General features: G+C 36.0%; 17 protein-coding genes. 5 read left to right on the top strand and 12 right to left on the bottom strand.

The window, feature by feature from the left end; genetic code table 11:
- Positions 1 to 2 precede the first annotated feature (2 nt).
- The gene (gene coaE / locus AC5YC8_RS09340) at positions 3 to 608 is read left to right on the top strand and encodes a dephospho-CoA kinase (RefSeq protein WP_496164325.1); all 606 of its coding nucleotides are present in this window, start codon (positions 3 to 5) and stop codon (positions 606 to 608) included.
- Here the strand turns inward: coaE and AC5YC8_RS09335 are convergent.
- From AC5YC8_RS09335 to AC5YC8_RS09320, 4 genes are all read right to left on the bottom strand, one after another.
- Positions 605 to 1,525 (bottom strand): DMT family transporter, encoded by a 921-nt coding sequence (locus AC5YC8_RS09335; RefSeq protein ID WP_496164324.1) that lies wholly within the window; start codon positions 1,523 to 1,525, stop codon positions 605 to 607. The two genes, coaE and AC5YC8_RS09335, sit on opposite strands and share 4 nt — an antisense overlap.
- A gap of 20 nt (positions 1,526 to 1,545) precedes the next feature.
- Positions 1,546 to 2,295, bottom strand: coding sequence for a 23S rRNA (guanosine(2251)-2'-O)-methyltransferase RlmB (rlmB, locus tag AC5YC8_RS09330; RefSeq protein WP_496164323.1), 750 nt, complete (start codon positions 2,293 to 2,295; stop codon positions 1,546 to 1,548).
- A gap of 133 nt (positions 2,296 to 2,428) precedes the next feature.
- Positions 2,429 to 2,752, bottom strand: a complete 324-nt coding sequence (ppnP, locus tag AC5YC8_RS09325) for a pyrimidine/purine nucleoside phosphorylase (protein ID WP_154772002.1) — start codon at positions 2,750 to 2,752, stop codon at positions 2,429 to 2,431.
- Positions 2,753 to 2,796: 44 nt separating this feature from the next.
- The gene (locus tag AC5YC8_RS09320; RefSeq protein ID WP_496164322.1) at positions 2,797 to 3,030 is read right to left on the bottom strand and encodes a hypothetical protein; all 234 of its coding nucleotides are present in this window, start codon (positions 3,028 to 3,030) and stop codon (positions 2,797 to 2,799) included.
- A gap of 252 nt (positions 3,031 to 3,282) precedes the next feature.
- Between AC5YC8_RS09320 and recN the strand changes: the two genes are divergently transcribed.
- The 3 genes from recN (at position 3,283) to ruvX (ending at position 6,036) form a co-directional block, all read left to right on the top strand.
- Positions 3,283 to 4,944, top strand: a complete 1,662-nt coding sequence (gene recN, locus AC5YC8_RS09315) for a DNA repair protein RecN (protein WP_496164321.1) — start codon at positions 3,283 to 3,285, stop codon at positions 4,942 to 4,944.
- A gap of 101 nt (positions 4,945 to 5,045) precedes the next feature.
- Positions 5,046 to 5,600, top strand: a complete 555-nt coding sequence (locus tag AC5YC8_RS09310; protein WP_496116194.1) for a YqgE/AlgH family protein — start codon at positions 5,046 to 5,048, stop codon at positions 5,598 to 5,600.
- Positions 5,593 to 6,036: a Holliday junction resolvase RuvX gene (gene ruvX / locus AC5YC8_RS09305; protein WP_496116193.1), complete on the top strand. Its 444-nt coding sequence runs from the start codon at positions 5,593 to 5,595 to the stop codon at positions 6,034 to 6,036. The genes AC5YC8_RS09310 and ruvX overlap by 8 nt, the downstream gene beginning before the upstream one ends.
- Before the next feature lie 81 nt (positions 6,037 to 6,117).
- Here ruvX and AC5YC8_RS09300 read toward each other — a convergent pair whose 3' ends face one another.
- Genes AC5YC8_RS09300 through AC5YC8_RS09290 form a run of 3 tightly spaced genes read right to left on the bottom strand, consistent with a single transcriptional unit; the run spans position 6,118 to position 9,453 of the window.
- Positions 6,118 to 7,125 (bottom strand): HlyD family secretion protein, encoded by a 1,008-nt coding sequence (locus tag AC5YC8_RS09300; protein WP_496164320.1) that lies wholly within the window; start codon positions 7,123 to 7,125, stop codon positions 6,118 to 6,120.
- A 37-nt stretch (positions 7,126 to 7,162) separates the two neighbouring features.
- On the bottom strand, positions 7,163 to 7,369 hold the full coding sequence (locus AC5YC8_RS09295; protein ID WP_496164319.1) for a DUF1656 domain-containing protein: 207 nt from the start codon (positions 7,367 to 7,369) through the stop codon (positions 7,163 to 7,165).
- Between the two features lie 2 nt (positions 7,370 to 7,371).
- Positions 7,372 to 9,453, bottom strand: a complete 2,082-nt coding sequence (locus AC5YC8_RS09290) for an FUSC family protein (protein WP_496164318.1) — start codon at positions 9,451 to 9,453, stop codon at positions 7,372 to 7,374.
- 446 nt (positions 9,454 to 9,899) lie between these two features.
- Here AC5YC8_RS09290 and AC5YC8_RS09285 point away from each other — a divergent pair, with 446 nt between their 5' ends.
- Positions 9,900 to 10,682, top strand: a complete 783-nt coding sequence (locus tag AC5YC8_RS09285) for an IclR family transcriptional regulator (protein WP_496116189.1) — start codon at positions 9,900 to 9,902, stop codon at positions 10,680 to 10,682.
- A gap of 55 nt (positions 10,683 to 10,737) precedes the next feature.
- Here AC5YC8_RS09285 and AC5YC8_RS09280 read toward each other — a convergent pair whose 3' ends face one another.
- From AC5YC8_RS09280 to AC5YC8_RS09260, 5 genes are all read right to left on the bottom strand, one after another.
- Positions 10,738 to 11,364 carry an alpha-ketoglutarate-dependent dioxygenase AlkB family protein gene (locus tag AC5YC8_RS09280; protein ID WP_496164317.1) on the bottom strand — a complete coding sequence of 209 codons (627 nt, stop codon included), beginning with the start codon at positions 11,362 to 11,364 and terminating at the stop codon, positions 10,738 to 10,740.
- A 155-nt stretch (positions 11,365 to 11,519) separates the two neighbouring features.
- A complete protein-coding gene (pgsA, locus tag AC5YC8_RS09275) occupies positions 11,520 to 12,107 on the bottom strand; it encodes a CDP-diacylglycerol--glycerol-3-phosphate 3-phosphatidyltransferase (RefSeq protein WP_496116187.1) in 588 nt (195 codons plus the stop codon).
- A 144-nt stretch (positions 12,108 to 12,251) separates the two neighbouring features.
- On the bottom strand, positions 12,252 to 14,051 hold the full coding sequence (gene uvrC, locus AC5YC8_RS09270) for an excinuclease ABC subunit UvrC (RefSeq protein ID WP_496164316.1): 1,800 nt from the start codon (positions 14,049 to 14,051) through the stop codon (positions 12,252 to 12,254).
- Positions 14,052 to 14,209: 158 nt separating this feature from the next.
- Positions 14,210 to 14,626, bottom strand: a complete 417-nt coding sequence (locus AC5YC8_RS09265) for a PH domain-containing protein (RefSeq protein WP_496164315.1) — start codon at positions 14,624 to 14,626, stop codon at positions 14,210 to 14,212.
- Between the two features lie 66 nt (positions 14,627 to 14,692).
- Entirely contained in the window at positions 14,693 to 15,733 is a 1,041-nt protein-coding gene (locus tag AC5YC8_RS09260; RefSeq protein WP_496164314.1) for a fimbrial protein, read from the bottom strand.
- Between the last annotated feature and the right edge of the window lie 14 nt (positions 15,734 to 15,747).

The following is a 15,747-nucleotide window of genomic DNA, read 5'->3' as shown; positions in this document are numbered from 1 at the left end:
GTATGTCTTTTATTTTGGGTTTAACAGGTGGTATTGGAAGTGGAAAATCGGCTGCAAGTCAGTGGTTTGAATCTCAAAATATTATCGTTGTAGATGCAGACATTGTAGCTCGTGAAGTTGTTATGCCTGGGCAATCTACGCTAACCCAAATTCAACAAACATTTGGAGATTGGGTTTTACTTGAAAATGGTGAACTCAATCGACGTGCGTTACGTGAACATATTTTTAAAGAACCAACTGCACGAAAAGCTTTAGAAAATATTACCCACCCTGCTATTCGTAACAGAATTATTACCCAATTAAATGCAGCTAAAAGCCCTTATGTTATTTTAGTTTCACCCTTATTATTTGAAACCAATCAACATGAATTAACAGACCATAATTTGCTTATAGATGCTTCTGAAGAATTACAAATTCAACGTGCATCACAACGTGATGGGCAAAATATCGAGCAAATTAAAAATATTATTAAAGTACAAATGCCACGCACAGAAAAACAAAAACATGCCAATGATATTGTGCTCAATAATGGTCATTTAGAGCATTTGTATCAACAACTTATTCCCTTGCATGAAAAATATTTAGCACGATCAAAAAAGCAGTCTTAATTAGACTGCTTTTTTTGTTGTTCAAGCTGAGCTTCCAAACTATCTTTCCGACCAAACCATCGCCAAGGCTGTAGAGCTCCAATTGCCATACCAATTAACCCACAAATAATGGCTAAGCTTAACGGCTCACCCAATACTGGAACAGCAATCACCGCAGCAATAAAAGGCGCTAGTGTCACTATACTTCCTGTTTTAAACGCACCTAAGCGTTTAATTGCTTCAACATACGCAAGTGTTGCAATCATCACCACACATATACCATGAAACAAGGTTTGCAAAATAATATGGATAGGCTCTGGTTCCGATAGATGTTTCGGTAAAAACAAAAGATAGATGGGTAAATAAATAATTGCCGACCAAATTGCCACACCGGACATTGCATGCCATGCAGATAGTTTCCATTGACGCAAAAGAATAGAGAAAACACCCCACCACATTGCACTTAGCACAAAGAGTAAGTCGCCTAAGCCAAAAGCAACGCCCGTTTCTCTATACATGAGCAAACTCATGATACTAATGGAAGCAATCATAATAATGACACTAAGCCATGTATGTTTATCGAAAGCTTGTTTAAAAATGACGAATCCTGCAAGTGCGGTACACAAAGGAATAAAGCCATTTAAAAATATTGCAGCATGCGCCGCTGGCACATAATGAAATGCTGAATACGATGTTAAGCAATACCCCACACCACCAATCATTGCGAGAATAAAAGGCTCTTTTTTCCATAAAAAAGCTAAATCTTTTTTATAAATTAAAATGGGGACCAAAATCACAAAGGCTAAGGCAAAACGTAGTGCAGTAATGTCCCATGCCTCAATCCCCCATTTCACATTTAATCGAGATGTTAAAGTAAATCCACCCCAAATCACCATGCAAATGAGGACATATAAATAGCCTTGTGTTCTTGGTGTCATTTATTTTCAGCTTTTATAAACTAGACGTTACGTTGGCGACAAGCTTCATACAAAGCCATACCTGTTGCAACGCTCACATTCAAACTTTGTAAATTTCCCGCCATAGGAATATAAACTGTTTGATCACATTGAGACTGTGTAATTGGGCGTAAACCTGTATCTTCTGCACCCATTACAATACAAATGCCCGTACCTGTGAAATCAAATTTTTGAACAGGTAACGCTTTTTCATCAAGCATTGTGCCAACAACACGCACATTAAAATCATCTTTCATTTGACCCAAAGTACGCGCCAAATTTGTCACTTGAATGAACTTCACTTTGTCTGCACCACCTGCAGCAACTTTACGTGCTGTTGGTGTTAATGTTGCAGAACGATCACGCGGAGCAATCACCGCTTCCACACCCATTGCAGCAGCAGTACGAATACATGCACCAAGATTATGCGGGTCTGTAATATGATCTAATGCCAATAAAAGTGCCTGAGGCTTTTCATTTAAAAGCGCTTCAAGATCTTTTTCATTTAAAGTTGGATGAGCACGAACAGCGGCAACAATACCTTGATGAAATGGTTGACCTGCAAGCTTTTCCAATTTATCTCGGCTTGCTTGCTGAACACTAATACCAAAAGGTTCTGCCAACTCTAAAACACGTTTTAAACGCTGATCATCACGCCCTTTTAAAGCGAATAACGTTAAAACTCGCTCTGGCTCAAGCTCTAACAATGACTCCACCGAGTGAACGCCATAAAAATATTCAGTTTTTGCCATGAACGACCTCTAACATTTGACTGAGAATACAAAAAGAAAAAATCCCGCAAAGCAGACTTTACAGGATTTATGCTGAAGCAATAGTTTAACCGATTTAGGTTAAAATTTCTTTGCTTGATTTTGGATTTAGTAATTAGCCACCCAAGTGGCAAACATAATCTACAACTTCATCTGCTTCAATTTTAAAACGGCTATTGCCAGGCACATAAAATGATTGTCCTGCGCGGAATAATTCACTTTCTTCGCTATCTGCAATGCGAACGCGGCATTCGCCTGAAACGATTTCCATACGTTCAGGTACATGCGTTTCGAAGGTTAATTCTTGCTTACTTGGCAAAAGCACACCCAACGTTTTTTTTGTGCCATCTTCAAATTGAACGGTATGACTTACGCATAAACCATCAAAATAAACATTCGATTTTTTTACTACAGATACATGATCAAACTGAGCTGACATGCGTATTCTCCAAAAAACGCGTTTTATATTTTGAATTGATTTTATTAATTCAAATCAATCTCTTTTTTAGGTAAACCAATGTACTTCAAACTTAAGCTTAATTTATGCTTTTGTTTGCGCTCGTTCACCCCAATTTCATAAAATTTTAAATCAACTACACCATAAGTACAAATCACTTTTTGCACAATATCCACTAAAGTTTCAAATACCTTCTGTAGTAAAACAAGCAAAGTAATCACTATTCCACGTTTAAATTCTCTATTATGTATTTTGTTCAAATTTTCAAAAATAGATAAGACTGTGAAATTTATAATATCTTTACACAGAGATGTTTAAATCCTGTGAAAAAATATAATTTAAACAAACGATATAGCGTATATTCTAGTAATTCTCTTTTATTTTTAAAGATCTATATTCGTTCTAAGAAGTATTATTTTTAGTAGTATTTTAAGATAGAATTAATATGATCTTGTGACAAAAACAAAACTTGACGACTTTTTACTAAAACTTTCCGCAGCTTGGATGCGTTTATGCTGACACATTTAACTCTGATTAATTTTGCCTTAGCCGAACACTTAGCCATTGATATTGAAGAAGGTTTCAACGTCCTGACAGGTGAAACAGGTGCGGGTAAGTCATTATTGCTCGATGCTCTTTCGGCATGCCTTGGCGAAAGAACAGATACCAATTATGTGCGTTATGGTGCAGAAAAAGCAGATGTAACCGCAACATTCAGCTATAAAGACGGCAGTGCAGAAGCACTTTGGTTAAAAGAACAAGAGCTAGATGATGAATCAGGTGAAATACTTTTACGTCGTGTTATTTTTGCCACAGGTCGAAGTAAAGCATGGATTAATGGTCGACCAAGTAGCTTGTCTGAATTAAAAGAAGTAGGTCGATTATTAGTACAACTTTATAGCCAACATAGCCAGCAACAACTTTTAGAGCCACCGTATCCTAAGCATTGGTTAGACCGTTATAGTAATTTTTACGCCCCTGCTCAAGCTGTGCGAGATGCCTATAGCAAGTGGCAAAAAGATATACGTCAACATCAAGCAGCACTCGATGCTCAAGCAACACGCAAACAACGCATTGAAACTCTTGACCTTCAAATTGAAGAACTCGAAGAACTTGTTCAAGTGGATTACATCGAAATTGAACAAGAATTCGATCGTTTAAGTCACCATGAACACATCATGCAGGATTGTGGTTATGGTTTAACCGCGTTAGATGATGCTGAACAAAATATTAATCAAGAAATTGCATCTATTTTACGACGTTTAGAATCGCATTCAGGGCGCAGTGATAAATTATCAGAAATATATACATCTCTTTTAAATGCACAAAGTGAATTAGAAGATGCGACATCAAACCTACGCCATTTTATCGACAAACAAAGTTTCGATCCTGAGCGTATGGAAGAGCTCAACTCTAAACTTGAAGTTTTCCATCGTTTAGCACGTAAATATAGAACGCAGCCTGAAACACTAAAAGAAGAATATGATGCGTGGCAAACTGAATTAGAACAGCTTCATCAACTCGAAGATCCTGAAACTTTAGCCGAACAAGTTGAAGCATCGCATCAAGACTTTTTAGCTAAAGCACAACATTTAGATGATATTCGTCGTGAAGCATCACTTCCTTTAGCGAAACATTTAACCGAACAAGTTAAACAACTTGCACTTCCTGAAGCACATTTCGAATTTAAATTTGAGCCTTTAGAACAGGTTTCAAGCGAAGGTTTAAGTTTTATTCAATTGCTCTTTACCGCTAATAAAGGCATACCTCCTCAGCCTTTAGCTCGGGTTGCATCAGGTGGTGAATTGTCACGTATTGCTCTTGTTATGCAAGTCATGAATGCTGAAAAAACAGAGTCTGAAGTGTTAGTATTCGATGAAATTGATGTCGGTATTAGTGGTGGTACAGCTGAAATTGTTGGACGTTTACTTGCAGGTTTAGCACAACACGTGCAAATTTTATGTATTACACATCAAGCACAAGTTGCAGCACAATCTGATCAGCATTTACTTGTGAAGAAACGACAAACCGACCCAGCAAGCAGCACCATTCTAGACTTAGAAGAAAATGATCGAATTCTAGAGCTCGCTCGTATGACAGGTGGAATCGAAATTAATGAAACGACTTTGCAACATGCAAAACAGCTTCGTCAATTAAAGTTTCAATCTGCTTAATTCCGTTTCAATATCTTAAAAAAAGATTTGTTGAAACATAAAAGCTCTTGTAACGTGTAAGTTAAATGAGTTTAAACAATAAAATAAGGAGAGCAACCTAGGTGCCGAAACAATATTTGATGCATCGCTGTCTTATTGCTCCACCCGATATGGATGATGAATTCTTTGCAAATACCGTCATCTATTTAGCTCGTCATGATGAAGAAGGTGCTCAAGGCATTATCATCAATCGCCCTTCAGGGCTTCAAATTAAAGAACTTTTAAATGATCTTGATATTGAAGCCGATAATGTAAATCCACACGAAGTTTTACAAGGGGGGCCTTTGCGCCCCGAAGCTGGCTTTGTTTTACATACAGGTCAACCGACTTGGCATTCTTCTATTGCCATTGGTGAAAATGTTTGTATTACCACTTCTAAAGATATTTTAGATGCAATTGCACACAATGAAGGTGTTGGTCGTTACCAAGTTGCGTTAGGCTATGCAAGTTGGGACAAAAACCAGTTAGAGCAAGAAATTGCACGTGGCGATTGGCTCATTTGCGACTCCGATATGGATTTAATTTTTAACTTACCTTATGACGACCGTTGGGATGCTGCCTACAAAAAAATGGGCGTAGACCGTACATGGTTATCTTCCGAGATTGGTCATGCCTGATTTATCTGCGCCACACATGATTATGGCGTTCGACTTTGGTACTCAAAAAATGGGAATGGCCGTTGGTCAATCTCTTATTGAAAGTGCTAACCCCCTTGCTTTATTTCCAATGAAAGATGGTATTCCAAATTGGGATGAGCTTTTAAAAATTGTGAAACAGTATCAACCAACTCTCTTTTTAGTTGGCCTACCTTTGAATATGGATGATACTGAATCTGAACTTTCAACACGCGCACGTAAATTTGCACGTCGTTTACGCCATCAAACCAATATTGAAACATTAATGGTCGATGAGCGTTTAACAACACGTGAAGCACGTGATGAACTCGATCATTATCAAGCACAAGGTCGTGGTAAAAAACTCTCTGCAGATAGTATCGCCGCTGCTTTATTTATTGAAAGTTGGTATCGCAATCCTGAAGGTTTAACACCTTAATATTAAATTTCATTCATAAAAAAAGCATCGTTATCGGATGCTTTTTTTATATCTTACATAGATATTTGAAATGAACGCTTTTTATTTCTTATCTTCTAAAATATGAACCGTCACGGTACGACCAGCAACAAATGCCAATTCATTTTTAGGAGTCTCATCTAAAACAATTTTCACAGGAACACGCTGTGCTAAACGTACCCAACTAAAAGTTGGATTCACATTTGCCAATAAACCTGTTGTTGAAGTTCTTTCTCTATCTTCAATACCTGAAGCTATTCCTTGAACATGTCCTTTTAAGGTATGAGAATCGCCCATTAATTGAATCGATGCTGGTGCACCCACATAAATTTTGTTCAATTTAGTTTCTTCAAAATAACCGACTACATACAATTCTTCACGATCAAGCAAAGCTGCAACCGCTTGCCCTACTTTCACATAATTGCCTGCTTTTAACTCAAAGTTAGATAATGTTCCGTCAGCAGGTGCTATAACTTCTGAGCGCTTCAAGTTTAATTGTGCTAAATGCAAATTACTTGTTGCCACTTCAATTAATGCTTTTTGTTGAACAATATTTGCTTTAGCTTGCTCAATAGATGCCTGCATTTGTTCATGTTCTGCATGAGATTGATCTCTTTGAGCAAACATTTGGTCTTGTTCTTGTTTTGAGATTGCACCATCCATTAAGTTTGCATAACGACTTGCATTTTTATCTGCTAAATTTCTATTGGCTTCAGATTTTACAACATTGGCTTTGGCTTGCAGTAACTCAGCTTCTGCCGATGCTAGACTCGCGTTAGCCTTTGCCAAATCAGATTTTGCTTGCTCAACATCAAGAGATTGGCGTGCAACATCTATTTTAAAAAGAACTTGCCCTTTTTTCACTGTTTGGTTGTCTTGCACTAAGACTTCAGTAATTAAACCCGAAACATCCGAAGATACTTGAATAACATCACCTCGAATACGTCCATCACGTGTCCATGGTTCTGCATTGTAATAATTCCAAATATGTGTAATTGCCAATATTGCAAAAATTGCAACAATCAACAAACCCACTGGTCGTATGATTTTACGCAAATCAAAAGATGCCATTTTCATTGTACCTCGTTCATTTCAAATATTGGTGTGCTTAAACAGAACACAGGATGAAACCCCAATGGATTAGCCATAGCAAAATGACGTAAAGACATAAATAAAAAACACTAGGTAAAGGTATCCAGCCTTTTGCTATTAAGGGGTCTATACCTAACATTGCTAAGCGCAGAATGCCGTAAGCAAACACGCTTTGAATTAAAAGTATGGGTACATAAACGCCATATATATTGAGTTCACCCATATTTATGCTCCAACCAAATGTGCTTGTTCAGTTTCATCAAAAGTGGCATGACATAAACTGCTTTTAATATTGTTGAGTGAAATTTGTAACCGCTGAGAAATGTCCTTATTTTCTATATTTACAGCTTCACATTTTAATTTTTGAATGCTGTTTAATATTTCGTTTCTATAGTCATCTTCTGGTTGATGTAATTCTTTGGTACGGAAGTAATCATCTAAATTAGACTGCAATTCTGCCAAACTTCGGCAAATTTCAGGCTCTGCATTCATCTTATTCATGAGCTCTTGAATACGCGTCAAATCAATCACAGCACTGGATTCAATCAATGCTAAATTAATATTTTTCTTTAATAAGTCTGATTGCACTACTTTGGTATTTAGAATACCAATACGATCTAACATTCCTCGTAAATGAATTCGGAAATCCACACCATAAGGAATATATAAAGCCTGCCTAATATCTTTGTAATGCAATGCCAAAATACGTTGTGCCGTAATATCTGGCGACATAGCCCGAACCAAATGAATCACATAAACAGAAATAATTGGACCAAGTACCGTACCAATGGAAGCATCAAAAAAGAAAATCTGATCTAAAACATAACGATTTTGCAGATTAAGCCCCATAATCGTTCCCATCAAAACAGGTAAAGCCAAGCCTGTTAATGGTGGATGCGGAAACATCATTAAGCAATAAATCACAAATGGAGCAAGAACCAGACCTAATTGCCAAAATTCTGTTACGTGCGGAAAAATACCGTAGGCATAAATAAAAACAAAAACACCTGCATAAATATTGCCACGAATAAACATTTTTAAGGCCGGTACAGGATTATCCATGGATGTCAAAATACATGCGCTAATCGCTGCCATTTCAGCAAGCATAAATGCTGCCTTCCAACCACTAATAATCCAAAAACCTGTAGCAATAAGGACAATTAAAAATGCTGAAATACCACCTCGAACCGCCATACCATGATCTCGATGTAGGCTTGGATAGTTTGTGGTAAGTGGTACAACACTTTCGGGTAAAGATGCATCCCCTTTTTGTATACGTTGCCAAATTAATTTAATTGCACGGACATTTTGAATAAAATGGCGAATATCCATTTTAAAACTTTGAATAACCACTTGTTGGGATAATGTTGCAACAGCCGATATATTTGCAAAATCTTGCTCAAAGCTTGCAGGTAAGGTGTTTAACTCACTCTCTGGAAAATCGACACTCGCTTCCAAAAAATCAACTATATGCTTTCTCGCAAGCTCTAACTGTGGTCTATAACTTGTATCAATTTCATCTAATTGTTTAATTCGTTCTGCCATTGCAACTAAGTTACTCACCAACATACTAAGCTGATGCAATAACTCTTGTAAGGGTTTAGTCATTCCCTTTAATGTCGATTTTTCATACGTCAAATGCACCGCCATAACATGAATATCGGCAATATCACGTGCAATATGGCTCAGCGCTGTACTGTAATTTTCTAATTCTTTTTCATCTATTAATATTTTTTCAAAAAGTTGTTTTGTATCTAAAAGCGCTTTCGACACACGAGTTTTTACAGCAGGTCCAATATGCATTGGAAAAATAGTCGTTGTCACAATCGCACTACATACTACACCAACGGTAATCTCTAAGAACCGCCCCACAGCCATATCAAATACAGAACTGGTATCGATGTTATAAATAATATTGTAGCTAATAATAACAGTCGTATAGCCTGCCAACATACATACATAGCTACGTGGGGTTCGATCTAACAGTGAAATATAGAGACAAAAACCAACCCAAAAGGCTAAAAAGAAAGTAAATAACCACGGAGTATTAATTAGAATAGGCGTAACAACAACTGCAACAACAGCACCTAATAAAGTACCTAAAACACGATAAAGACTTTTAGAGGAAGTCATACCCGAATATGGATTGGCAATAACAAATACCGTACCAATAGCCCAAATGGGATATGCCAAATTCAAAGAAAATGCCACGTAAAGTGAAAGCATGCCTGCTAAAAACGTTTTTATCGCAAAAATCCAGTCCATCTTATTTGGACGAAATGCGATTAACTGTTTTGTAAGCAACATAGATTTTCTCTAAACATAGTGGGAATTGCTTCTTTAGAGATCACTTCAACGCACCATATATAAATACATAGTGTTCAAGCATCTTGGTAAAACCAAAGGCTTTAAAATTATTTGAAGATAAGAAGCAACTAAATCACATTAAAAATTGAATTAGAACTAAATAGAATTTATTAAATCAAAACAATCTGATTATTTATTCATCATTAGATATTTTCGTTTGAATTTTTTCAAATATAAGTATTTTTGTCAAGATAAATATCTTATTGCGATAATATGTACTATTTTCTACTTTATTTTATCTTATAAATTGAAATGATTTCTTATACTTGAATTTATTTCAAATAACTAAATTTGTTCAACTTATAAAAGCAATACTTGTTCACTATATTTTTGTTATATAGTAACCCTTGTTCAGATAACCTCTTATTTCAACCAAGCAGGCAACTATGGCGCTTTCTAGTTTCGGTAAAATTCTTACAGTTTTAGATCTATTTTCATTATCTCGCCCTATCATTAATGTAGATATCATTAGTGAAGAACTGGGCTTATCTAAACCAACAAGTTATCGTTACTTAAAAGAACTCGTATCTACAGAATTATTGCAAAGACTCAGTGGTACATCGGGCGACTACACCTTAGGTTCAAAGATTGCCGTACTTGACTATATTTCTCGTACTACAGATCCCTTAATACAAATTAGCATGCCTTTTATGCGGGAAATTGTAGAAAGAACTGAATTTTCATGCTTATTAACACATCTCAACCATGACTCATGTATCGATTTACATGATGAAATTTTTAAAAATACGATGTTTTTATCTTATGGTCGTGGCTGTCCTCGCCCTGTTTATATGGGTTCCTCTGCAAAAGTGATGATTGCACATTTACCTAAACAAGCAATTTTAGATTACTACCAACGCTTTTCTAAAGAACTAGCTCAGGTTGATTTTGCACATGATCAAGAAAGCTTTTTAAATAAGATGAAAAAAATTAAGAAACAAGGTTACTACTTCTCAAACGGTGAAGTTGACCCCAACATTTCAGGTGTTTCTGTTCCTGTTAAATTTTCAAGTAAAGAGCCGCCTCTTGCTTTGACATTATTAGCTTCAAAAAATCGTTTTGAGTTTGTGAATATTGAAAAACTTATTACAATTTTGCAGGAAAATGCAGCGTTAATTGAAAAAAAATTCGCAAGCTTGACCAATACATCTGAAACTCAAAGACTATAAATAAATGATTTAAACTTTAAAAAAGCCCACATTTAAGTGGGCTTTTTGATGACATCTATTTTTTAGGATAAAAATATCGAAAAGTTAAATTAACTCTAGGTTCTAAAATTCTAGTCGACTTAATTAGAGCATGTTTCCAGTAATGTTGCGTTTGCCCACGCATCACAATAAGTTGCCCACTCTGTAACAACATATCTGCTTTATGCTCTTTAAATTTATGCTTAAAACTAAACTTACGTGTTGCTCCAAAACTCAAAGATGCAATAACTGTTTCTTCTGCTGTTTTAGGTGATAAAGACTCTTCATTATCACTATGCCAACTCATACCTTGCATACCATTTTCATATAAATTTGCCAAACAAGAATTAAAAGAATGCCCGACCAGTGTTTCAATATGTTGTTTCAACCGAAATAATCCAGCATTCCAAATCAATGCTTGTTTTAAAGTCCCCGAATAATGATATTGGAAATCTTCATCTCCATACCAAGCAACTTTACGATCTGTCTTGAAATATTGATCATGCAAATAAACTTCATCATGTTCCCAAGCTAAATGCTGTAAAAAATATTGTAGATATTTTTCACTTTGCTCCGTATTTAAAACCAAACCAAAATCTCTCACCACGCCATCGCAAGGTAAAATATTATCTTGTTGTTCAGGTTCAAATAATTCAAAGTTCATAATTATGTTATTTCAAATTGTTTTTATTGAGCTTAACTTATCCATTCTTCATAAATCAAAATATCATCGTAATTTGTTGAAAATCTCATTTATCAATAAATACAACAATAAAAAAGCTCCCATAATCGGAGCTTTTTTTGTATATAACATAGCAATTAAGGTTGTTTCAAATACGGCCATGCAGCTTTTAAATAAATAAACATTGACCATAAAGTTAATACTACAGCAGTATATAACAAGGCATAAGCTAACATTTCTAAAGGCGGCCAGTTCAGTAGAAATACTGAAATTGCGATCATTTGAAATGCAGTTTTATATTTACCAACAGTAGATACCGCAACATTTGTACGTGCACCTAATTCTGCCATCCATTCACGTAATGCAGATACTGTAATTTCACGTGAAATAATCACAATTGCAGCAAATGCCATAGAAATAGACGGTTGCCATTGCACAAGAACAATTAAAGCAGCTGCCACCATTAATTTATCTGCAACAGGATCTAAAAAACGACCAAATGCAGAAGTCTGATTTAAGGTTCTCGCTAAATAGCCATCAAACCAATCAGTTACCGCAGCAACAACAAAAATAGCAGTAAGAATTAAGTGACGAGTCATACCACCGACATGCTCATTTACACCTATTGCAGGTGGCCAATACGCCACCAATAAAAATACAGGTATTAGAGCAATACGCGCTAAAGTTAATATATTTGGAATATTTAGGATTCGACCTGTGGTCATAGATACCGCCAATTTTTCCTCTTTATATGAATTTTCATTCACATAAATGTTAAGGTTTTATCCATTGTTAATAGCGCTCACTTTATACGAAATCACCAACAGTGTCACGAAGAAAACTTTTGCAAGCCGCCTCCGTTTAATGCTCTACTCATGCAAAATTTTATAAATTGTGCGTGCCATACCCCCCCCTAACCCTGGGACTAAAGTCAGCTCTTTTTCTGATGCTTTCAACACCCCTTGAATTCCGCCAAAATGCGTAAGTAAGTCACGACGGCGCTTTGGTCCAAGCCCTGGAATTACTTCAAGTATAGATGAACCACGTTTTTTATCTCGTTTGGCTCTGTGCTTAGTAATTGCAAAACGATGGGCTTCATCTCGAACTTGTTGAATTAAATGAAGTGCCTTGTGATCTTCAGGCAATTGAATTTTTTCACCATCAATAAAGTGTAAAGTTTCCAACCCAGGTTTACGCCCTTCTCCCTTAGACACACCCACCATAAATGCATCTAAGCCTAAGTCCTGCATCACTTCCATTGCCATATGCAACTGCCCTTTACCACCATCAATCAGTAGTAAATCAGGCAACATCGCCTTTTTATAACGGCGTGTTAAAGCTTGCCGCATTGCTGCATAGTCATCGCCTTCGGTAATATCATTAATTGAAAATTGACGATAATCTCGTTTTCGAGCACCACCACTATCGAATACCACACAAGATGCAATTGTCGCTTCACCCATCGTATGTGAAATATCAAAGCATTCTATGCTGTCGATAGGTCTACCTAGCACTTGTTCAAGCTGATGAAAACGTTCATTTAGTTCAAAATGATTCGCAAGTTTTCCTTTAATTGCGTGCTGCACATTCATTTCCGCAAGCTCAAGCCACTCCGCACGTGTTTCACGTACATTGTGCTTAATATGAACTTTCTTTTCGAAATGTTGATGAAATGCATCTTCAAGTTCTTTTCTATCTGGAACTTCGGTATTTACAATAAGTTCAGCAGGAACTTCATCCGCAACTTGGAAATAAAAGTTCGCTAAAAAGTCAGAGAGCATTTGCCCTAAATCATCACCTTGCATATCTGGGAAATAGCTTTTTCCACCCAGCATTTTACCATTACGTACATGCATGATTTGCACACACGTTACCCCTGCATGATAAGCAATGGCAATAATATCTGCCTCGCCCTTTACTTTATAAATGGCTTGTTGTGCCTGTACATCACGAAGTAGCGCCATACGATCACGGTAAAAAACAGCTTTTTCAAACTCCAATGCTTCTGCTGCGACTTCCATTTTTGTAATGAGTTCTTGGTTTAACTCTTTAGTATCACCTTGTAAAAAGCGAATCGAATTATTGATATCATCTTGATAAGCTTCTGGAGAAACAAGTCCCACACACGGCGCAGAACAACGCTTAATTTGATACTGCAAACATGGTCGTTTACGCTGTGAAAAATAGCTATTTTCACATTGGCGAACATTAAATAGTTTTTGTAAAACAACCAATGTATCTCGTGCATTATAAGCACTCGGATAAGGTCCAAAAAACTTTCCAACTTGATGCTTGCCCTTCCCTCGACCACTTGCAATTCTTGGATATGGCTTATCTGCCGAAACAAAAATATAGACGTATGACTTATCATCTCGCAACATAATATTGTATGGCGGACGATGTAGTTTAATAAGGTTTTGTTCAAGCAATAAGGCTTCAGTTTCAGAGCGAACTATCAGCGTTTCAATATCATAAATACGAGCGACTAAGGCTTGAGTTTTCGGATGCTCTATTGTTTTGACAAAATAACTTGCTACACGATTTTTTAAATTCTTGGCTTTTCCGACATATAGCAACTCGCCATCTTTACCGAGCATACGGTAAACACCAGGCAAACTTGTCATATTCGCTAGAATTTTTTCAATATTTTCTCGTGCGTTTTCGTTCACTCTGCGCCTTAATTTCTATCTAATTTTCGACAATATGATGTGATGATTTTCATCTATTTTTCAAGTAACATCTTTTTAATACAAATATAAGTATCTTAAACAATAAAAAAGAGACCTATAAAATCTCTTTTTTAATATGAAACATCAAATGACATAAATTAACTTTGTAGACTTAAACCTAAAGCTGTTAAAAATGCTGTTTTGGCTTTAGGAGATACCAATACAAATTTTGATTTCCCATCTTTTATATAATCGACTTTCAAGCGATCTAATGATAATGCAGGTGATGCAACCGAATTATTTGTTGCCGAAATACCCTGAATATCTGATTTTTTAATTTTCCATTTTAAAAACATACTATGAATAATTAAATATTCTTCATCTACAACATAGCGTGTATTGAATATTGGCCACCATAAAATAACTACAGTTAGCATATAAGTGACCGCATGAACTGGATAAGCCGAAATATTTCCTTTGGCATACATAGTAACTAATAACTGAACAATTAAACCAGTCATACAAATAACAAAAGCCAATACCCACCATTCTTTTTTTGATCTAAATTTTTGCATATATTTTCCCCTAATTACATTTCATTCTAATGCAAATTCAGGATTTAAACACACCCACCTATATACTTAATCGTAAACAATATTCAGTAATGCTTTTGCTTCTACATTTCCCGCTGTAACTTGATTGGCTGTTCGTGCGTAATTTACTTTTAGCTGATGTGAAATAACTTGGCTCGCTCCAATATTCGAAAATGTCCATTTATTCAATGCTTTTGATTCATTTGGGTCTAAATTAATGATATTGCCCACCGTATTTCTTAAACGTACACCAACACCAGTTGCAAAACCTACACCTTCTTTATTTCTTAAAATACTGGTTGAGTTTATTGAGTATAAACCATCTGTAATATAAGCTTTAATTTCTCGGTTTTTTCCATCTTGTAAATAAGGGCAATCAATTGTTAAATCTAAATTTTTTGGAGTTAGAGTTGAATCTTGACCCACAGCGGGTAAATAACGCATAGAAACATTTTCTAATGCAACAGAATATGTACTAGACCTTAAACTGCACGTGTGTTCAACAAGAGTAATTCTGGCAGAATTCACAGAATAAAATATCGTAAAGTGGCCAACATCTAAATCAACACCTGCTCGATTTGTTAAATACAACTCAGCCACAGGCTGTAAATTTTCTGTTATATAACTAGGTGAGTAGCCTTTTTTAAAAAAGGTAGTCACTTCAATTCTAATACCATTAGTCGCTCCCGAGTAATTTGTCACGATATAAGGTGTTGTGTTAAGAGCATTAAACGCTCCATTTGTATCGGCTACTCGCACAACAACAGCCAAATTAGAATTATTTGGTAATTGATAAGCATTTTGACCAGTAGGAACACTTACTGCTGTAGATAAAAGCATTCTAGCTCTTAAACTTCGCTGATCATTCGCACAACTATAAATAATTGGATAATTATAAGTTGCTTGATCTAATATCTCAAAACTACCAACACCCCCAACATAATCACCACCATCATATTTGTTATAATTGATCGTTTTAGGCAATAGTGAACCTGTACTCAACACCATGTCCACATTTCCTTTTACACATGCACCATAAACACAACTAAACATTAAAGATGCAAATAAACCCAATATTATTCTATACATAGTATTTTTCCTTA

Source organism: Acinetobacter sp. FY731 (assembly GCF_059515905.1).
This window is presented reverse-complemented; position numbering and strand designations above follow the sequence as displayed.